Here is a 19,978-nt window from a genome sequence, read left to right as displayed (position 1 = left end):
ATCCGCTGGGATCGAACTCCGTTTTACCTTCCATTGGTCGCGCTGCACAGGTGCAAAAATGTATGGATGAAAAGGGCTTTGAACCCGTCAGCAAACTGCAATTCGTGTGTACTGCATATCCGCAGATGACCGGCGGCCTTAAAGTGTAATGTCTATAGTTTGTTGAGATAGATGTCAGGGCGGGCAATCGCCCACGCATAATCCGGTCTGTTCACCGGTTCATAACCAAATTTCTTGTACAACCAGGGAGCGGTAGTCGTGAACAGCATCATACGGCGCAATCTTGCGGTGACCGGGTGCGACTGACAGCACTCCACCAGCCATCCCCCCAGATTTTTGCCCTGATATTCCTCCAGGACATACACATCGCAAAGGTAAGCAAAGGTGGCGTAATCGGTGATAAATCTGGCGAACCCAATTTGCTTATCTGCATCGAACAATCCGAAGTTCAGGCTGTTAGCGATGGCATCGCGCACTGTCTGCTCATCAATTCCCGCCGCCCAGGTAGAACGGGTCAGGTAATGCTGGATGGCTGAAATATCCATCTTTTCAGCGTCTGTGGTGATGAGGTAACCGTCTTTTACCCAGCATTGCACATCTTTCATTGATATCACCTTATAATGAGCGCGTTAAAAGACTAACGTAGAAATTAAAATGTAGGATGTCAACGTCATCCATTGTTGATATGCTGTATATAATTACAGTGTAAGGAGTGAGAATCATGGCTGTTGAAACAAAATTTGTTGTCGTCAGAAAAGGTGAAGAAAAAATGACATTTGCCAATAAGAAAGAAGCGGACGCTTACGACAAAATGCTCGACATGGCGGATGCTTTTACTGACTGGCTATTACAGAGCGAAATTGAGCTCGATGAGGCACTTGCGGAAAATATCGCACTGCACCTTGCCGAGCAAAAAGACACTGTTCAGCATATCCTGCGCACCAGTAAACTGCCGGAAACTGAAATCGCAGTGGCCGATGTCAAGGCCGACGCTCAAACAGCTGAAGAGACACCCGTTGAAGACGCGGAAGTGACTGAACACACTGATGACGCAGTAAAAACAAAGAAGGTGCGTGCAATTAAAGCGGCCTGATGAAATAACAGAGCTCCTTTTAAACCCTTCAATTTCCTTTTTCAGACCCGGCAGACGGATGTCATGAGAAAGCCCCTGTGGATGTCAATGCTGCAGGGGCTTTTTGCGTTAACAGGTTTATCTAAAGCTCCACTGTACGCTGATGACGAAAACAGAAGGGATGATGATCCCGCTCTCCACCCCAAAGTAGTCGGTAAAGTTGTACTGAATCGCGTGATAGATATAAGGGGAAAAACCGATCCCGGTAACTTTCTTGAAATCGTTATACGACCCGTGATCACCGCAGTATTTAAATGCATTAAAAAAAAATTCACCCGTGTAGCCGTAGATGCCTTTAAAAACCCATCCCGAATCCCCGGAGGCCCAGTCTCTTCTTAATCCCATTGCAATACAGCGGTCGCCGAAGCTATTGTCCATCGTGCCAAGCAGGGCGCTATATTTGGAATCCTCAGAGAATTTTCGCTCCACAGACATAAATTTGTTGTCGAAAAATTCGCTATATTGCCCATAGTTACCCGTCAGGTGGTAGACGAACGAGCCAGTATTAAACGAATATAAATTGATTTCTCCCGCGTGAATACCGATGGTTGCGACCAGCAAAAACAAGCATAAAATCTGGCTAATCTTTTTTAGCATGTCGAATAATCTCTTTGATTCGACGCGCACAACGCCAGGTAAAGCGCAGGGCCGCGTTAATAGGCACAAAAAGTTCACATTTACTATTTTAAGAGATGATTGAAATTTGTCCAAAAAGCCCCTGCAATGAAGACATAAATTTATCTGGTGAAGGAGACCGGCCAATGACCACTTTTCACAGTTACTGTATTTCGGCTTCAGGCGAGGAATGGGGGCAGGGAAGCGGCACTGCGCTTTTTCCCTACTGGAGTTTTACCAAAACCGCGATTGCGATTTGCGCATTCAAACTGTGCGAGAGCGGCGAGCTGGGTCTGGATTCGAAACTGCCTGGAGTACACTTCACGCTTAGACAATTATTGGCACACACTGCCGGATTACAAGATTACGGAATCCTAAAATCCTATCACGATGCCGTCGCTGCGGGTGAGGTCCCATGGTCACGGGATAAGTTGCTTAGCGCGGTGATGGCAAAGGGGACACTTTTCAATCCGGGAGAAGGCTGGGCATATTCCAATGTGGGTTACATGCTGGCGCGCGAGCATATCGAAGCTGCATCGGGTTTGAGTTTCTCACGTCTGGTGGATGAGCTAATTTGCCAGCCGCTTGGACTGAAAAGTATCGCGCTGGCGACTACGCCTGAGCAATTCTCACCACTTCATTGCGACGCTGCCGGACATTATCATCCGGGCTGGGTGTATCACGGATGTCTCACAGGAAACGTGCCAGAAGCTGCAAAGCTTTTGCAGGGTCTCTTCTCGGGAAGACTGATCGGTGCAAAGGCACTAACAGAAATGCAGGTGCGTTATCCGCTCGGCGGTGCGATTGAAGGGCGGCCGTGGACGGAATGCGGCTATGGCATCGGATTGATGATGGGTGCAATGGCACAGGCGGGTCGTGCTGCCGGCCACTCGGGCGGCGGACCTTCCTGCGTCAATGCGGTCTATCATTTTCCTGATGTGAAAGATTCGCTGACCGTGGCATGCTTCACCTCAGGCTCACATGAAGGTGTTCCTGAAGCTGAAGCCGTCAGGCTCGCGGGGAAAGGATGAATTCCGCCACTTTATGCTAAATTAGCCACCCTTATTTACGTTGCGTTTGAGGCACCATGATTACTCCCTTAAATCGTACAACCCGTGAAATGAAAATCAACAATGTGGTGCTGGTTACCCATGCCTTGAAATCATTGAGGTCGGCAACCAAAGCGGAGTTGGCGGTCGCCACCGGCCTTAGCATTGCCACCTGCGGAACGGTGCTTAATGAACTCAGTAGCAATAACGAAGTGCTGGCGCTGGAGCGCGAAGTATCGCGTGGCGGACGGCCAGCGCAGCGGTATGCCTACAATCCGGATTACTTCTCGGTGCTGAGCATTTATGCGCAGGGCAGTGATGCGGCAGCGCAGATCATCTGGACGGTAAACTCGGCAACCGGAGGCTGTCTGGCGCAGGGCGAAGAGCGATTTTTACCGCTGCAGCTGGAGACATTTTATCAACTTATTCAACGTATTATGGCGGAGTTCCCGAACATCAAAGCGTCAGGGATCGGGCTACCGGGCGTGGTCGTTAAAGGTACCGTCGCGACCTGTGATATCAGCGTTTTCGCCAGTGTGCCGGTGGAGCAACAGATGCGGGAACGGTTCGGGATCTACGTGCAAGCGGATAACGACATGAACTATACCGCGTACGGATTTTACCGCAGCAGCTGCACGGACGTTACTGCGCCAGTGGCATATATCTTCAAGCCGGAAGTGCCCTGTCTTGGCTGCGGAATGGTGATCAATGGACAGGTTTTGCAGGGAGCGAGCCAGTTTGCTGGAGAGGTTTCTAATCTGCCGTTTACTGATATGGATAAGATGCCGGTGGCAGACGAAATAGCTAAAGTGATCGTCTCGCTTGCTGCGATCGTTAACCCGGCTACCATCGCGCTTTCCGGGCCGAAAATCAGCGAAGCGTTGATCCCAGACCTGCTCGAACGTTGCCATCTTCATATCCCGACGCAACATATGCCTGAACTGGTTTACCGGCCGTCACTGCGTCAGGATTACCTGCAAGGCATCACTGAACTCACATTGAACAACTATAATCGTCACGTCGCTTTCAGTATCTGACCGGCGCACGCATTGACTTTCTTTCTTTATCGCCAATATACTCAGCACTTATTAAAAGACTTTTAATAACTCATCAGACTAGCGGGGAAACACTATTGTCACTGTCATCTGAACTACCTAATACCACAGCGCACGTCGGGAGCCCGGTTAAACGGGTTGCCACGCGGGCAATCTTTTTTGTAACCGGCATGGCGATGGGGTTGTGGGCGGCGCTCGTACCTTATGCGCAACTGCGAACGCATTCAGAAGCAGGGGATCTCGGCCTGCTATTACTGTGTCTCGGTGCGGGTTCGCTGCTTTCCATGCTGGGCTCCGGCAAGCTTATCGGCCGGTTTGGTTGCCGCGGCGTAATCATTGCCTCTGTCGTGTTGTATTGCCTGATGCTGCCGATGCTGGCGACGTTGAATGATATCTGGCTGCTGGCGCTGAGCCTCTTTATCTTTGGCATGGGCATCGGTCTGGCCGATGTGGCGGTCAACGTGCAGGGAACGCTGGTGGAGCAGGCAGCGGAGAAGCCGCTGATGTCCGGTTTCCACTGCTTGTGGAGTGTGGGCTGTATCGCTGGCGCGGGCGGTGGTTCATTATTGCTGAGTGCAGGTATTACGCCGCTCGGCAGTACATTCTACGCCATCGTGATGGTGATCCTTGTCACTGCCTGGTCTTTCCGTGGGTTGTTACCGTTTGGCGCCCATGAAGAAGAACATGTTGAAGGGAAAGCCAAACCGCGGCCAAACTTCCGTCTGGTGTTAATGGCGATCATGGCGATGATCTGCTTTATGGCCGAGGGCGCAGTACTCGACTGGGGCGGCGTGTTCCTGACGCGTGAACGTGGTCTGGCGCTGGAACATGCGGGCTGGGGCTTTGCAGTGTTTGCGGTGGCGATGTCGCTGATGCGTATGACCGGTGACGCGATTGTCAGTATGCTGGGGCGAAAACGTGTTCTGGTGGTGGGCGGGGTTCTGGGAATTGCGGGTTACCTGATGGTGGTGCTGTTACCAGGCTGGATCCTGCCACTGTGCGGATTTGCGCTGGTGGGAATTGGCGCGGCGAACATCGTGCCGGTATTGATTACATTGGCTGGTCAGGAAAAAGTCATGCCAGTGAATATGTCGGTGGCAATGGTGGCGACGCTCGGTTATCTCGGCGTGCTGGGTGGTCCGGCGCTGATCGGTTTTATCGCGCACCTTTCCAGCCTTTACGTTGCATTTTCCGGCGTGGCGGCGGCGTTCCTGATCATTACGTTTGGTGCATACAAATTAAAATATTAATGCTTTTCGCCTAACTGAGTCACACTGAAGCGCTGGCGCGAGGATGACCGCCAGCATTTTATCTAATTATAACTTCTTAAAATCTGACCCTGTAGGAGCTGCAATGGCCGTAAAACTTATCGCCGTCGACATGGATGGCACGTTCCTGAATGAATATAGTGAATATAATCAGGCGCGTTTTAGCGAGCAGTATCAGGAATTACTGCGGCGTCGCATTAAATTTGTTGTCGCCAGTGGCAACCAGTATTACCAACTGAAAGCTTTCTTCGATGAACTCGACGATCAGATCGCCTACGTTGCCGAAGGCGGCGCGTACGTAGTCGATAAAAAACAGGAGCTGTACTGCGCTAAACTGGAGCGGGAGCAGGTCACCAGCGTGTTGCAGTGGATTGGGCGCACGCCGGGCATCAACACCGTTGTTTGCGGCAGAAAAGGGGCGTATGTACTTGAGGGAACCGATGAAGAGTTCATCAAGCGCATGAGCCACTACTATCATCGCCTGAATAAAATCCCAACCTACGCCCACATCGACGACACCCTCTTTAAATTCGCACTGAGCTACGTCGAAGACGACGTGTATCCGCTGATGAGCGAAATTACCGCGCAGCTTGGTAACATTGTTGCGCCTGTCACCAGTGGCCACGGTTCAATCGATCTGATTATTACCGGTAATCACAAAGCAAACGGCCTGAAGAAGATCCAGCAGCGTTATGACATCCGCGATGAAGAAGTGATGACCTTTGGAGACAGCGGCAACGATCTGGAAATGCTGAGCTACGCCGGTTACAGTTTCGCGATGGAGAATGCGTCAGAGCCCGCGAAAGCTGCCGCGAAGTACCGCGCGCCGTCCAATCGTGAAGAAGGAGTGATGAAGGTGATTGATGACTGGCTGAATGGTCGAGCGCCATTCGTTAAGGACTGAAATCTGACGCTGTTAAAATGAAAGGCTGCCACGTTGGGCAGCCTTTTTTATTGAAGAAGTATTAAAAGGCAACTCACTCAGAGGAGTGCTTATTTTTCACATTGTCATTGCAATGCTTTAAGAAAGTAAATGTTAAAATAAATCTATTTATGGATTTTTATTCAAGATGGGACTAAATGTATCCAACAATGGATGTATTTAACGATAGGCAATGCGGATTCAATCAGGGAAAATGCACAGCATGTTAATCACATGCACTGGTTTGCTTTTCCTGACAGACTCGCATTCAACTCAAGAGAATAAATATCATGAGCAATAATTTAATCCTTGCCAATCTAAACCGTATCAAAAACTTCGATCTCAACTTGTTATTAATTTTCGAAACAATGTTTATTTATAACAGTGTCAAAATTGTCGCTGAAAAGCTGAATACCAGTTCCCCGACGGTGAGTCAGTCGCTGAATAAATTACGTGAGGAGTTTTCTGATCCCTTGTTTATCCGTCAGGGTATGGGACTTGTCCCAACGACAGTGGCGATAAACTTGCATGAAAAATTAGGCGGCATATTTAGTACACTGGTCAATAGTGTAATGAACCTCTCTTCCACCACGACGACGAGAATGAAATTCGTACTTTATTCAAGTCCTTACCTGGCACTGCGTCTTTTGCCTGATTTGTATGCCGCAATTGAAAACAGTGACATTGCCTGTGAGATTCAACATATTAGCGCGGATAGTGCACTTAATTCGGGTGAACAAGTGTTATCTTTTCGTAAGGCAGATATCGTGTTGGATACGGTGCCTCACTATAACTTTTCAACTGTCACGTCATTATTTATGCAGGAAAATGTTGTCGCTGTGTGCCGTAAAGACCATCCTCGTTTGGATAAATTGCTCACACGGGAACAGATGGAACATGAAACATTTACAGGGTTAAATGTGAAGAGCGAAAGTTTGCAGCGCATTCAGCAGTCCATCAGGAATAATCTCGGTGAGCGGACCTTTTCTTTCACCAGCGATTCGATTTTGCTGAATTCTGCTATTTCTGAAAAATCGAACAGCATCAGTTTTGTACCTGAAGGATTCATGGATAAGTTTGGCGAAAGTCTTGATCTGAAACGCCTTGAATGTGACTTCCAGATTGAACCCTGCAACGTTTACATGAGTTATAAGAAAAGCGCACTGACGAACGAGCATTTCATCAATCTAATTAATCTTATCGAAAAAGACGTTTTCATCTCCACAGAGTCTCAAATAACGGGTGCAAGTTCCCTTATTTATGGGGGCTGATATTCCCAGCCCACTGGCTGATAATATCACCTACAACCGGCGTATTGATTGCTGTACACGAATAAATCATATAAACAGGCAACGGGTTGAGCGGTATTTCATTCGCGAGCGTTTTAAGATGAAATGTGGCGTTGAATTTTTCAAATAACCAAACCGGTATAACGCCAATTTTATCAGATGAACCTATTACTGAAAGTAGTGCAAATAATGAATCGCTCTTCATCGAAGATATACGTTCCTGAACTACAGTGTCTGCCTCGGCTCTGCTTTGCAAGAACATATTACAGAGCCTTTCAAAGGTGACAAATGTCTCACACTTGGAGTTTGCACTGGTCAGTTCATAGGTTAACCGCGGGTGATGTACAGAACAAACAAAACACAGCGGTTCGCTCATCATCTTCTGGCTGACCATCTGAGGATTAATACTGCGAGCGAACTCGAAAGTGATATCCGGCATAACATCCGTTGCCCATGTTTCTTTATAATCATTGGCCGGGGTGGCTGATTTGTGCAAAATTTCGCACCCCTTTTGCATTAGCCAGATAAATTCGGATAAAGAGGGCAGAAGTCGCATTGAAAGATACGGGGACGCATGGATAATGATTTTGCTTTTTACTTTATCTACGGCCACTTTAGCAACTTCACGATGCACACTGTCAAAACTCACACTAATGGAGGCATAAAATTGAGCCGCTTCCTGTGTCGGCGTAAAGTGCTGACCCTCACGAAAAAATAACGGGTCGTCAAAATAATCGCGTAATTTTCCCAATGCCAGAGAGACCGATGATTGCGTCATATTTAATATCAACGCCGCTTTACTCACGCTTTTATGCCTGTATATTTCAATAAATATTGGCAAAAGATTCAGATCTAATTTTTTTCTGGCACGGGAAGTTGACCGTTCCAAACCGAGAATACTTCGCAAAGAATCATTCTTATCGACACGCATGTTGATTACACCTGTTTAGCATAGGTTCCGGGTTTTTTATCTTAGCGAATAAATTGTTTCACTGTTGTCAATTAAAACTCCCACTGATTTATTGATTTCAATCATATCGCTATAGTCATGTTTCCGATGAGTACATGATAAACGCCCAGTAATACATTGATAAGGTTTATAACCATCTATCTTTGGATAGCTTTTCTCTGAGCACAATAAATATAAAAACAACACTCCATTAATGGACGGTTTTTAAATTTTCATTTCGGTATCATTTAATGATAAGTTACCATTATTGGATGGTACATCTCATTATATTCACAAGCTTTATATATTTCTGCATACCCCCCAGACGCTGATAAGTAAAAGGCGTAGAGCCGGTGGCTATGCGATGTTTATCCCCCACATTAACGGCCTAAAATAATGAATGCTCCTAAGAATACTCATTCTGCACACAGTCAGCGCGGCCTTTTAGAAAAACCGCTGGCAGAAATCCAGCGTCTTATTGAATGCCTGCTACCGGCTGCAACACAGGTAGATACCCGTAAAGGGGGGGCGATAAACCTGATGAAACAGGGTAAAAACAACACTGAATTTTTTGTTATCCTGCTTATTTCTGGTGAGATTGAGTTGCACAGAACGGCATCGAATAATCTGTTATTTGCCACCGCGTGTGGACATAATATATTTGGCTTGCTGGGTTCATCTTTTCGTTTTAATACCTACAAATTTATTCCTTCGAAAGACAGTGAGATCTATATTCTGCCCAGACAGGAGGCCATTGACATCATTGTAAAAAACACGCTTATTCGCGAAGTGCTGACCTACCATTCTTTTATCGCCGACATTCAGTCAAAGGGTGGTAATCTTTTAATAAACAGGAGTGCCTATGAAATTGTATGCGCATTGTTACTGGAGCTTGCCGATGTGCAGGAAGCAAAACGACTAAAGATAAGCGTGGCGAATTATATTCTTGATCGCAGTAATCTGGCGCGCAGTGGGGTGATGAAGATATTATCTGATCTGCGCACGGGTGGCTATATCGATATTACTTATGGAAAGCTCATCTGCGTCAATAAGCGTTTCCCTACCGTGTATTGATTCTTCATTCTGATGATAAATCCGAGGCTTATATCAGTCTTAAATTAATCAGCAGTAATTTCCAGATCACCTCTGCCCAATAGACTTCTGACTGAAACCCTGAGTTCTAAGCGCCCCCGCTTGCGGCTGGAGCTGAATCAATATCCGTTCGAGAAACGCATCAAAATAAGCGTTGCCAATTATATTTTGGATCGCAGTAATCTGGCCCGAAGTGGAGTGATGAAGATCCTCGCCGCACTGCGGGTAGGGGAGTTTGTCGATATTCAACGAGGCAAACTCATTAGCGTGTTAAAGAAATTCCCAAGCGATTAAAAAATCGTCTGCTACTTTTTAGTTTTGACGCGTGCTGGGGAAACGTATGTCTAGTTCTGTCCACGGATAATCCAGCATATCAGTCGTCAATACTTCAGAAACTTTCCTCAGTGTGAATAGTTCAGACGCCTCCTACATATTTGCAGTACGCAACTGTCTGTTCATCGCGAAAAAATTCCTGCAAAATCAGCCCATTAGTATTATTTTTTAGAAAATATTTTTCTTAAAAACTAACCTCAAAAGTAAGGGGTCGGATGTACAGAGCAATCGTGGTTGATGATTATCCGGTAGTCCGTCTGGCGGTGGGCATGTTGCTTCAACGCGGCGATATCGAGGTGGTCGGCGAAACGGGCAACGGACTGGAAGCCGTGCAGCTGGCGAAAAGCCTGCAACCGAATATTGTGATCCTCGATATTTCGATCCCGAAACTTGACGGCCTTGAGGTCATCGGCCGTTTACGCCTGCTGGAGGTACCGGTGAAAGTGCTGGTGCTGACGTCCCAGTCGGCCTCTTCCTTCTCCGCTCGTTGCCGTCAGGCCGGCGCCAGGCTTTATTACTAAAACGGAAGAACTCAGCGATTTGCTGGATGCCATCAAGGCTATTCGCGCCGGTTACAGCTATTTCCCGCACGTTACTCAACCACCGAACGCCGCCGGATCATTTCGGCGACGTTCATGTGGCATAACGAAAAAATAAGGCGGGGTTTATTGCGACTGTTTTTGCGCGGTAAAGCGGCGGAAGACTTCCAGCGTTTCATCGCTGACGTGATGTTCGACGCCCTCGGCGTCCAGACGGGCGGTCTCTGCACTTATCCCAAGCGCGATAAAGAACGCTTCCACCACGTTATGACGTTCGCGGTTTTCCGCCGCCAGCTTCTCGCCTTCCGGCGTCAGAAATGTGCCGCGGTAGGGCAGCTGATGAACTAGCCCGGCGTTCGCCAGCCGTTTCAGCGTTTTCGCCACGGTCGGCTGCGAAACGCCTAAGCGCGCAGCCAAATCGACCTGACGAGCCTCACCGAATTCGTGGATCAGATCCGAAATCAGCTCCACGTAATCATCCATTAATTCCCGGCGATGCGCCTCGCGCACCTGTAAAAAACCCTGAGCGTGTTCTTCAACATCCAGCAACGGATTTAATTTTTTCTCTTTCACAACGCCTGCCTCTTTCTTGCTCAACGGTTTCTTACCGCCGTCGCTAAGCCGCGACAACGAACCGCATTGTAAACCAACTCCACATATCTACCAATTTCTGCAAACTTTGCCTTGGCTATGGAGTATAGCCTATGCTATATCTGAATAATAAAGCGCCTATTGATACACAGAGTGACAGGAGAGAATTCATGGGAAATGGACACTACATCGCGAAACACCTGAGTCATTCGCCGTTTCGTTTGCGCCTTATGCTGATTGGCATGATTGTCGCGCTGATCACCGGTAACGCAACGGCGGCGGAAAAAGACAAAAAAAAGTTCAAAGTGGTGACGACCTTCACGGTGATCCAGGACATCGCGCAGAACGTCGCCGGTGATGCCGCCACCGTTGAGTCGATCACCAAGCCTGGTGCTGAAATCCATGATTATCAGCCGACGCCGCGCGACATCGTCAAAACGCAGTCCGCCGATCTGATCCTGTGGAACGGTTTTAACCTCGAACGCTGGTTCGGGCGTTTCTTTGCCAATATCAAGAATGTGCCGTCCGTGACGGTCACCGACGGCATCGCACCACTGCCGATCCAGGAAGGGCCATACCTCGGTAACCCGAATCCGCACGCGTGGATGTCAGCGAAAAACGCGCTGGTGTACGTCGAGAACATCCGTGCCGCGCTGGTGAAATACGATCCTGAAAACGCCTCGACTTACGACCGCAATGCCAAAAGTTACGCCGAAAAAATTACGCAGCTGGATGCACCGCTGCGCGAACGTCTTTCTAAAATTCCTGCGCAGCAGCGTTGGTTAGTGACCAGCGAAGGTGCGTTCAGTTATCTGGCGAAAGATTATGATTTGAAAGAAGCTTATCTGTGGCCGATTAATGCTGAAGAGCAGGGCACGCCGCAGCAGGTGAAAAAACTTATCGATCTGGTGCGTCAGCAAAATATTCCGGTGGTGTTCAGTGAAAGCACCATTTCGGATAAGCCGGCGAAACAGGTCAGTAAGGAAACCGGCGCTAAATACGGCGGCGTGCTTTACGTCGATTCGCTTTCCACTGCCGACGGCCCGGTGCCGACTTACATCGATTTGCTGAAAGTGACAGTGGGTACCATCGCCGAAGGGTTTGACCAATGAATGACAGCGCGCTGCATCTCGACGTTGACAACATTTCGGTGACCTATAACAACGGTCACACCGCCATTGAAGAGGCGTCCTTCCGCCTTCGTGGCGGGTCGATTTGTGCGCTGCTCGGCGTCAACGGCAGCGGCAAATCGACCCTGTTTAAAACCATCATGGGCATTATCCGCCCGACGCAGGGCAGCGTGACGCTTGACGGCCTGAACGTTGCCAAAGCGCTAAAGCAAAACCTGATCGCTTACGTGCCGCAGTCCGAGGAAGTGGACTGGAATTTCCCGGTACTGGTGCGGGATGTCGTGATGATGGGGCGCTACGGCAAAATGTCGTTTTTACGTATTCCCTCGCAGGAGGATAAAAAACAGGTGGCGTCGGCGCTGGCGCGTGTCGGCCTGACTGAACTGGCGCAGCGTCAGATTGGCGAGCTTTCCGGCGGCCAGAAAAAACGCGTGTTTCTGGCGCGGGCACTGGCCCAGCAGGGGCGGGTCATGCTGCTCGACGAGCCTTTCACCGGTGTCGATATCAAAACCGAAAATGCCATTATCGAGCTGCTGCGCCAGTTGCGTGAAGAAGGCCACCTGATTCTGGTCTCCACGCACAACATCGCCAGCGTGCCGGATTTCTGCGACCGTGTGGTGCTGATAAACCGCACGGTCATCGCCGCCGGTTCGCTCGAAACCACGTTCACCCATCGTAATCTCGAAAATACCTTTGGCGGAGCACTGCGCAACATCAGCTATCTGATTGAAAAAGACGCCATGCCTGAAACCGTTTCACCGGTAAGGCGGGTGAAATGATCGACCTGCTGCTGGAGCCTTTTCACTACAACTACATGGTGAAAGCCATCTGGGTCAGCGCGGGCGTCGGCGCGGTGTGTGCGTTTTTATCGGCGTATCTGATGCTCAAAGGCTGGTCGCTGATGGGCGATGCGCTGTCGCATTCTGTTGTTCCGGGCGTGGCGGGCGCGTATGCGCTGGGTTTCCCGTACGCCATCGGCGCATTCGGCACCGGCATTCTGGCGGCGCTTTCCATGACGCTGCTGCGCCATTTTACTAAGTTGCGCGAAGACGCGATCATCGGCTTCGTATTCTCCACCTTCTTCGCACTCGGTTTGCTGCTGGTGTCGCTCAATCCGACGTCGGTAAACGTCCAGTCGATCCTGTTCGGCAACATTTTGGGCATCGATGACGCGGATATTTTGCAGGTGCAAATCATCGTCGGCGTTTCCCTGCTGGTACTGTGCGTCATCTGGCGCGACTTGCTGGCGGTATTTTTTGATGAAGCGCACGCGCGCTCGGTGGGCCTGTCGCCGCTGTGGCTGAAGGTCATCTTCTTCACTATTTTCAGTGCATGCAGCGTGGCGGCGTTACAAACCGTCGGCGCGATCCTGGTCATCGCGATGGTGATCACCCCCGGCGCAACGGCGTATCTGCTCTCAGATCGTTTCTCCCATTTACTGATTATTTCCGTTGCCATCGGTGCTGTAACCAGCGCGGTCGGCGCATGGCTCAGTTATTACCTCGATGGCGCAACCGGTGGGGTAATCGTCTGCCTGCAAACCACGGTCTTCCTGCTGGCGTTTCTGTTCGCGCCGAAACACGGCTGGCTGGTGAATCATTTCCGCATTAAACGGGCAGGGAGCCGCGCATGATGAGCTGGATGGATATCCTGATGGAGCCAATGAGCTTCGACTTTATGCAGCGCGCACTGCTGACGGCCGCCGCCACCAGCATCGTCTGCGCCATTTTCTCCTGTTTTTTGGTGCTCAAAGGCTGGTCGCTGATGGGCGATGCTATCTCTCACGCCGTGCTGCCCGGTGTGGTGCTGGCGTATCTGGCGGGGATCCCGCTGGTCATCGGCGCGTTCGGCTCCGGCCTGTTTTGCGCGGTGGCTACCGGTTTCATCAAAGAGCATTGCCGCGTAAAAGAAGATTCGGTGATGGGCATTGTCTTCTCCGGCATGTTCGCCGCCGGTCTGGTACTGTTTTCGCGGGTCAATACCGAGCAGCATCTGAGCCATATTCTGTTTGGCAATGTGCTCGGCGTGACCGACAGCGAAATGCTGCAAACGCTGATCATTGCTGGTGTTGTTACGCTGGCGATCGTCATTAAATTCAAAGATCTGATGCTGTTTTGCTTCGACCCGGTGCAGGCGAAAGTCATCGGCCTGCCGGTGCGTTTCTACCACTACGCGCTATTGTGTATGCTGGCGCTGACCATCGTCGCGGCACTTCAGGCGGTCGGCGTGGTGCTGGTGGTGGCGATGCTGATCACACCCGGTATTACCGCCTTTCTGTTGTGTAAAACGCTGCCGAAGATGATCGTGGTCTCCGTGACGGCGTCACTCACCGCCGCCGTTACCGGCACGTTTATCAGCTTTTATATTGATGCCGCCACCGGCCCGACGATTGTGTTGATTCAGGCGGCGATTTTCCTGCTGGCGCTGACCGTTCATCTGTTGCGCAAACCCGTTAAACCGCGTCAGTCCGCACCGAATGCTTAGTGTTGCGGGCAGAGTTTTGCGATTCTGTACGCCGGACAACTTTCTGAGAGACGCCAATGACCCAACAATTTGCTCCTGTCGAACTTGCAAAAGCCTATCGGCTGATTAACCACGGGGCGACCGCGCTGGTTTCTGCCCATCATGCGGGCGTGGACAACGTGATGTCCGCTTCGTGGGTATGTGGACTGGATTTCAAACCGGCAAAACTGACCGTGGTGCTGGATAAAATCGCCATAACCCGTGAGCTTATCGAGCAGAGCGAAGCCTTTGTGATTCAGGTGCCTGCCGTGGCACAGCTGCAAATGACCTACGATCTCGGTAACCGCACGTTGCGTGACGATGCCGATAAACTGGCGAAGTGCGGTACAGAATTGTTCCGCATGGAAGGTCAGGGCGATTTACCGTTCGTTGCTGGCTGTACCGCATGGCTGGCGTGTAAGCTAATCCCCGAGCCGCACAACCAGGAGGCACATGATTTGTTTATTGGCGAGATTGTCGGCGCATGGGCCGATACGCGCGTTTTCAAGGACGGACACTGGCATTTCGAAGAAGCCGATCCGTCCCTGCGCAGCCTGCACTACATCGCGGGGGGCCAGTTCTACGCCACCGGTGAAGCGCTCAACGCCGATACTGAGCTGAAATAACGCCTTCTTTCATTTATTCAGCGGCTTTAGTACCACGCCGCTGGCTACCTGACCCATAAAGGCCTACCATCTTTGGGCAACAGGTTTTTAACGACCTGTTTAGAACGACCCTGGTTTTTTGAAGTTCCATGCAAGAAGAGTTAAGGATTGTTATGAGCGAAGTTGAAAGTTCGATGAGTATTGGCGACAGCTTTACCGTCAAGAACGGCTCAACCCACGAAATCACTGGCTTTGTGAAGAAAGGCGAAAGAATTTACCCGACGATCAAAACTGATCACGGCAATTCAAACTTCACTTTCATCAAAGAAATTGTTTCAGTGCAAAAAGCGTAACGTTAACGACCTTACCGAAGATCGCGGCCTGTTGTCTCCAAACGCAGAGCAGGCTGCGTGACGGTGTGAGTCTTTCTTTATTCCATAATTTTCTTTGTTTTATTATTTGTTAATCTTCGAACTCATTTCATTATATCACCGGGGGTTTCATGCACTCTCCTATTTTTTACTGCGTTTAATTCGGTGAATATCTTTTATTAAATGATTCCAATAAATGTTCTTGCTAACAGGTAGGAATATTAATTTTGAACTGAAAGGATGCGTCATGAATAAAATTTACCGTATTGTCTGGAATAGTCAGTTATGCCGTTTGGTAGTCACGTCTGAATTAGGGCGTGCGAAAATAAAAGGGACGGGCAGAAAGCGGATAGCGTGAAAGATGAAAGCGGCACACAGATTGAATCCGCCGGTAACGACGCGGTTCACAGCCGCCTGACTCTGGGGATAAAATACGCTTTCTAAGCCGCCGCGTTAACGGTTATGCAAAGGGCTTCAGATGGAAATCAGAAGCCTTTTTTCATGAAGATCATTGCGTTTCGCAGCCTTCGCCCTGAATGCTATTTATTGCGCTGCAAATGGTAATCCACGTGGTATTCGTTGGCGTTGCGGATCATCACCGAGTAGTTGATGTAATCGCCGGTGTCGCTGTAAGACAACGACGCCAGGCGTAGCAGAGGCGTGCCTTCAGCGATGTGGAACAGGGCTGCGACCGTGCTGTCGGCGAGTATCGGGCTGAAGCTCTCGTAGTTCCCGGCAATGCAGATGTGGCATTCGTCTTCGATGTAAGAAAACTTCGAGCCTTCCAGATGCTTCACGGAAAGATTGCTGAATAACCGGCCAGGCATGTAGCTGTCTTCCAGCACCAGCGGTTTGCCTTCGACCGACCGAAGGCGGCGGGAATAGTAGATGCGTTCGTCGGTTTTGATCCGTAACTGGCTGGCGATGGCCGGGGGTGCCCCCATTATCTTAAACTCCAGCACTTCGCTCACCGTCGGGCGCCCCAGTTGTTTCATCAGTTCACAAAAGCCCATCAGCCCGCGCGTTTCATGCTGGACATCTTTCTGCGCGACGAAGGTTCCGCTGCCGTGGCAGCGACGTACCAGCCCCCATTCGATCAGCAAATCCACCGCCTTTCGCAGCGTCATACGAGAGACGCCAAACTCAGCGGCCAGTTTTTTTTCACTGGGCAGCGCGTCACCGATGCCAAAATCGGCAGAGTTAATGCGAATTCTTAAGCGTTCAGCAAGCGTTTTGTAGATCACCGGCAGACCTCTTTCTCCATGAGCGAATTCCCGTAACCGCGCCCTGAAAGCCGGTTACGCCTCTGTAAATCCTCAATAACTCGTCTTTGTCGTGCGGGTTTTTCTGACCCGCCAATTTCAGTGTATAGAAAAAGCCCGAAAAGTAGATCACTTCACTCGCAGAAAAAGCATGAATGCGATCACGAAACCATTAATCATTTTGCGACCTTATTTATTATTATTCCTACTCTCTGATCAGAAAATAAAAAACGTTATCAAAAACATCTTAATAAAAAACTCTGACCCCCGAAGTACAATGAGGATTATATATGCTCAGTCAAATTCAACGTTTTGGCGGTGCGATGTTTACGCCGGTATTATTGTTTCCGTTTGCCGGAATGGTGGTGGGCATCGCGATTATGCTGCAAAATCCCATGTTTATGGGAGAAACGCTCACCTCACCTGATAATCTATTTGCTCAAATCGTTCATATTATTGAAGAAGGCGGCTGGACAGTATTTCGTAATATGCCGCTGATCTTCGCCGTCGGCCTGCCAATCGGGCTGGCGAAACAGGCGCAAGGACGTGCCTGTCTGGCAGCACTGGTCAGTTTTATGACCTGGAATTATTTAATTAATGCGATGGGATTAACCTGGGGGGATTATTTCGGCGTTAATTTTAATGTCGAACCCGGCGGACAAAGTGGTCTGGCGATGATCGCCGGAATTAAAACGCTCGATACCAGTATTATTGGTGCGATTATTATTTCTGGTCTTGTCACCTCAATACATAATCATTTTTTTGATAAACAACTTCCGGTCTTCCTTGGTATTTTTCAGGGCAGCTCCTTCGTGGTGATTATCGCTTTCTTGCTGATGATCCCCTGCGCCTGGCTGACGCTGCTGTTATGGCCGAAGGTGCAGACCGGCATCCTCTCGATGCAGCATTTTATGCTGGTGTCCGGCTCGCTCGGCGTCTGGGTATACACCTTCCTCGAACGCATTCTGATCCCTACCGGCTTGCATCACTTCGTTTATGGTCCCTTTGTCTTTGGCCCGGCGGCAGTCGAAGGCGGCATCCAGGTTTACTGGGCTGAGCACTTACAGGCCTTCAGCCAGAGTACTGAGCCGCTGAAAGCGTTATTCCCGCAAGGTGGATTCGCGTTGCACGGTAATTCGAAAGTCTTCGGCTCGGTTGGTATTGCGATGGCGATTTACGCCACAGCGGCACCGGAAAACCGCGTAAAAGTGGCGGGTCTGTTGATCCCGGCCACGCTTACTGCCGTGCTGGTCGGTATTACTGAACCGCTGGAATTCACCTTCCTGTTCATCTCACCGCTGTTGTTTGCTGTCCATGCGCTGCTGGCCGCCACGGTAGCAACGCTGATGTACATGGCAGGCGTGGTCGGCAACATGGGCGGCGGCCTGCTCGACCAGTTTCTGCCGCAAAACTGGATCCCGATGTATCACAATCATGCCTCAATGATGTACATCCAAATCGGGATCGGGCTGGTGTTCACCGGCGTCTGGTTCCTGGTGTTCCGCACGTTGATCCTGCGTCTCAACCTGAAAACACCGGGGCGTGAAAACAGCGAGATCAGGCTCTACAGCAAAGCCGATTATCAGGCACAGAAAAATGCCACAGGGCGTGCGCCCGGCAGCCCGGCGCCGTCCTCCGCACAGGGTCAGGCAGCAGGTTATCTGCAGGCGCTCGGCGGCCACGGCAACATTCTCGACCTTAACAACTGCGCGACGCGGCTGCGCATCACGCTCGGCGACATGGCGCTGACTCAAAGTGACGACATCTTCAAAACCCTCGGCGCACACGGCGTGGTGCGGCGCGGCAATGCCATTCAGGTCATCGTGGGTCTGCACGTACCTCAGGTGCGGGACCAGATTGAAACACTCATGAAGCAAGACGCTTTCACACAATCATCCACATCCGGGGCGCGTTCCCCGACAGAAACATCCCTTACGGAGGCAGTATGATGAAGAAATTTTCAGTAGTCGTGGCAGGTGGTGGCAGCACATTTACACCCGGTATCGTTCTGATGTTACTGGCGAATCAGGAAAGATTTCCGCTGCGGGCCATCAAGTTTTATGACAACGACGGCGCACGTCAGGAAATTGTTGCACAAGCGTGCAAGGTGATCCTCAAAGAGCAGGCACCGGATATCGAATTTAGTTACACCACGGATCCGCAAGCGGCGTTCACGGATGTAGATTTTGTGATGGCACACATCCGCGTCGGCAAATACCCGATGCGTGAAAAAGACGAAAAAATCCCATTGCGTCACGGCGTGGTCGGGCAGGAAACCTGCGGACCGGGCGGGATCGCCTACGGCATGCGCTCAATCGGCGGCGTGCTGGAAATTGTCGATTACATGGAAAAATATTCGCCGAACGCCTGGATGCTAAATTATTCGAATCCGGCTGCTATCGTGGCAGAAGCAACCCGCCGTCTGCGCCCGCACTCGAAGATCCTTAATATTTGCGATATGCCGATCGGCATTGAAGGGCGCATGGCCGAGATTGCCGGACTGAAATCACGCAAGGAAATGCGCGTCCGATATTACGGTCTGAATCACTTCGGCTGGTGGACGTCGATTGAAGATGCACAGGGCAACGATCTGATGCCAAAAATTCGCGAACATGTCGCCAAATACGGCTATGTGCCACACACCGGTGAGCAAGGGGTGGAAGCCAGCTGGAATGATACGTTCGCCAAAGCCAAAGATGTCTGGGCGCTGGACCCGTCCACTTTCCCGAACACATATCTGAAATATTACTTGTACCCGGACTACGTGGTCGCTCATGCCAATCCGGAACATACCCGCGCCAATGAGGTGATGGAGCACCGCGAAAAACACGTGTTCAGTTCCTGCGCCGCCATTATTGAGGCCGGGAAATCTTCTGCCGGTGAACTGGAAATTGACGAGCACGCGTCTTATATCGTCGATCTGGCAACCGCCATCGCATTCAATACGCAGGCAAGAATGCTGCTGATTGTGCCGAACGAGGGCGCTATCAGCAATTTCGACCCGGAAGCGATGGTGGAAATTCCATGTCTGGTGGGCAGCCGCGGGCCAGAACCGCTGACAGTCGGTAAGATCCCGCTGTTCCAACACGGGCTGATGAGCCAGCAGGTGGCGGTGGAAAAACTGGTGGTCGAAGCCTGGGTGGAGAAATCCTACCTGAAACTGTGGCAGGCAATCACGCTCTCGAAAACCGTGCCGAGCGCGTCCGTCGCCAAAGCGATTCTGGATGACCTGATCGAAGCCAATAAAGACTACTGGCCAGAATTGAAATAACGC

Annotated in this window: 23 protein-coding genes; 18 read left to right on the top strand and 5 right to left on the bottom strand. The window is 50.3% G+C overall.

Annotated elements, in window-relative coordinates; all coding sequences use genetic code 11:
- Window positions 1–152 precede the first annotated feature (152 nt).
- Complete coding sequence (locus GE278_23240) at window positions 153–605, bottom strand: GNAT family N-acetyltransferase (protein QLK63690.1); 453 nt, start codon at window positions 603–605, stop codon at window positions 153–155.
- A gap of 116 nt (window positions 606–721) precedes the next feature.
- Between GE278_23240 and GE278_23235 the strand changes: the two genes are divergently transcribed.
- A complete protein-coding gene (locus GE278_23235) occupies window positions 722–1,093 on the top strand; it encodes a DNA damage-inducible SOS regulon protein (protein QLK63689.1) in 372 nt (123 codons plus the stop codon).
- A 117-nt stretch (window positions 1,094–1,210) separates the two neighbouring features.
- Here GE278_23235 and GE278_23230 read toward each other — a convergent pair whose 3' ends face one another.
- Entirely contained in the window at window positions 1,211–1,717 is a 507-nt protein-coding gene (locus tag GE278_23230; protein QLK63753.1) for a hypothetical protein, read from the bottom strand.
- Window positions 1,718–1,893: 176 nt separating this feature from the next.
- On the opposite strand from GE278_23230, the gene GE278_23225 reads away from it, so the two are divergent.
- From GE278_23225 to GE278_23205, 5 genes are all read left to right on the top strand, one after another.
- Window positions 1,894–2,778 (top strand): serine hydrolase, encoded by an 885-nt coding sequence (locus GE278_23225; GenBank protein ID QLK63688.1) that lies wholly within the window; start codon window positions 1,894–1,896, stop codon window positions 2,776–2,778.
- 56 nt (window positions 2,779–2,834) lie between these two features.
- Window positions 2,835–3,833 (top strand): ROK family protein, encoded by a 999-nt coding sequence (locus GE278_23220; GenBank protein QLK63687.1) that lies wholly within the window; start codon window positions 2,835–2,837, stop codon window positions 3,831–3,833.
- A gap of 95 nt (window positions 3,834–3,928) precedes the next feature.
- On the top strand, window positions 3,929–5,101 hold the full coding sequence (locus tag GE278_23215; GenBank protein QLK63686.1) for an MFS transporter: 1,173 nt from the start codon (window positions 3,929–3,931) through the stop codon (window positions 5,099–5,101).
- Window positions 5,102–5,204: 103 nt separating this feature from the next.
- Window positions 5,205–6,023, top strand: a complete 819-nt coding sequence (locus GE278_23210) for a Cof-type HAD-IIB family hydrolase (GenBank protein ID QLK63685.1) — start codon at window positions 5,205–5,207, stop codon at window positions 6,021–6,023.
- 308 nt (window positions 6,024–6,331) lie between these two features.
- Entirely contained in the window at window positions 6,332–7,312 is a 981-nt protein-coding gene (locus tag GE278_23205) for a LysR family transcriptional regulator (GenBank protein QLK63684.1), read from the top strand.
- Here the strand turns inward: GE278_23205 and GE278_23200 are convergent.
- Window positions 7,296–8,261, bottom strand: a complete 966-nt coding sequence (locus GE278_23200; protein ID QLK63683.1) for a LysR family transcriptional regulator — start codon at window positions 8,259–8,261, stop codon at window positions 7,296–7,298. The genes GE278_23205 and GE278_23200 overlap by 17 nt on opposite strands.
- A gap of 414 nt (window positions 8,262–8,675) precedes the next feature.
- On the opposite strand from GE278_23200, the gene GE278_23195 reads away from it, so the two are divergent.
- The 3 genes from GE278_23195 to GE278_23185 all read left to right on the top strand — a co-directional run bounded on the left by GE278_23195 (window position 8,676) and on the right by GE278_23185 (window position 10,225).
- Window positions 8,676–9,353: a hypothetical protein gene (locus GE278_23195; GenBank protein QLK63682.1), complete on the top strand. Its 678-nt coding sequence runs from the start codon at window positions 8,676–8,678 to the stop codon at window positions 9,351–9,353.
- 57 nt (window positions 9,354–9,410) lie between these two features.
- Window positions 9,411–9,665, top strand: a complete 255-nt coding sequence (locus GE278_23190; GenBank protein ID QLK63752.1) for a hypothetical protein — start codon at window positions 9,411–9,413, stop codon at window positions 9,663–9,665.
- Window positions 9,666–9,919: 254 nt separating this feature from the next.
- Window positions 9,920–10,225, top strand: coding sequence for a response regulator (locus GE278_23185; GenBank protein ID QLK63681.1), 306 nt, complete (start codon window positions 9,920–9,922; stop codon window positions 10,223–10,225).
- A 144-nt stretch (window positions 10,226–10,369) separates the two neighbouring features.
- Here GE278_23185 and mntR read toward each other — a convergent pair whose 3' ends face one another.
- Window positions 10,370–10,816: a manganese-binding transcriptional regulator MntR gene (gene mntR, locus GE278_23180; protein ID QLK63680.1), complete on the bottom strand. Its 447-nt coding sequence runs from the start codon at window positions 10,814–10,816 to the stop codon at window positions 10,370–10,372.
- A 188-nt stretch (window positions 10,817–11,004) separates the two neighbouring features.
- Here mntR and GE278_23175 point away from each other — a divergent pair, with 188 nt between their 5' ends.
- The 7 genes from GE278_23175 (at window position 11,005) to GE278_23145 (ending at window position 15,800) form a co-directional block, all read left to right on the top strand.
- On the top strand, window positions 11,005–11,946 hold the full coding sequence (locus GE278_23175; GenBank protein QLK63679.1) for a metal ABC transporter substrate-binding protein: 942 nt from the start codon (window positions 11,005–11,007) through the stop codon (window positions 11,944–11,946).
- A complete protein-coding gene (locus GE278_23170; protein QLK63678.1) occupies window positions 11,943–12,743 on the top strand; it encodes an ATP-binding cassette domain-containing protein in 801 nt (266 codons plus the stop codon). Before GE278_23175 ends, GE278_23170 begins: the two co-directional genes overlap by 4 nt.
- Complete coding sequence (locus GE278_23165; protein ID QLK63677.1) at window positions 12,740–13,597, top strand: iron chelate uptake ABC transporter family permease subunit; 858 nt, start codon at window positions 12,740–12,742, stop codon at window positions 13,595–13,597. Before GE278_23170 ends, GE278_23165 begins: the two co-directional genes overlap by 4 nt.
- On the top strand, window positions 13,594–14,448 hold the full coding sequence (locus GE278_23160; protein QLK63676.1) for a metal ABC transporter permease: 855 nt from the start codon (window positions 13,594–13,596) through the stop codon (window positions 14,446–14,448). The genes GE278_23165 and GE278_23160 overlap by 4 nt, the downstream gene beginning before the upstream one ends.
- A gap of 56 nt (window positions 14,449–14,504) precedes the next feature.
- The gene (locus GE278_23155; GenBank protein ID QLK63675.1) at window positions 14,505–15,092 is read left to right on the top strand and encodes a flavin reductase; all 588 of its coding nucleotides are present in this window, start codon (window positions 14,505–14,507) and stop codon (window positions 15,090–15,092) included.
- A 152-nt stretch (window positions 15,093–15,244) separates the two neighbouring features.
- Entirely contained in the window at window positions 15,245–15,424 is a 180-nt protein-coding gene (locus GE278_23150) for a hypothetical protein (GenBank protein QLK63674.1), read from the top strand.
- A 214-nt stretch (window positions 15,425–15,638) separates the two neighbouring features.
- A complete protein-coding gene (locus tag GE278_23145) occupies window positions 15,639–15,800 on the top strand; it encodes a hypothetical protein (GenBank protein ID QLK63673.1) in 162 nt (53 codons plus the stop codon).
- Window positions 15,801–15,981: 181 nt separating this feature from the next.
- On the opposite strand, the gene GE278_23140 is transcribed toward GE278_23145, so the two are convergent.
- Window positions 15,982–16,686, bottom strand: coding sequence for a UTRA domain-containing protein (locus GE278_23140; GenBank protein QLK63672.1), 705 nt, complete (start codon window positions 16,684–16,686; stop codon window positions 15,982–15,984).
- 308 nt (window positions 16,687–16,994) lie between these two features.
- Here GE278_23140 and GE278_23135 point away from each other — a divergent pair, with 308 nt between their 5' ends.
- Complete coding sequence (locus GE278_23135) at window positions 16,995–18,653, top strand: PTS alpha-glucoside transporter subunit IICB (protein QLK63671.1); 1,659 nt, start codon at window positions 16,995–16,997, stop codon at window positions 18,651–18,653.
- Window positions 18,653–19,975 (top strand): 6-phospho-alpha-glucosidase, encoded by a 1,323-nt coding sequence (locus tag GE278_23130; GenBank protein ID QLK63751.1) that lies wholly within the window; start codon window positions 18,653–18,655, stop codon window positions 19,973–19,975. Before GE278_23135 ends, GE278_23130 begins: the two co-directional genes overlap by 1 nt.
- The last annotated feature ends 3 nt before the right edge of the window (window positions 19,976–19,978 follow it).

The organism is Enterobacteriaceae bacterium Kacie_13, from assembly GCA_013457415.1.
Taxonomy (GTDB): Bacteria; Pseudomonadota; Gammaproteobacteria; order Enterobacterales; family Enterobacteriaceae; genus Rahnella.
The sequence above is the reverse complement of the archived record's forward strand: the minus strand, read 5'-3'. Positions and strand labels throughout refer to the sequence as shown.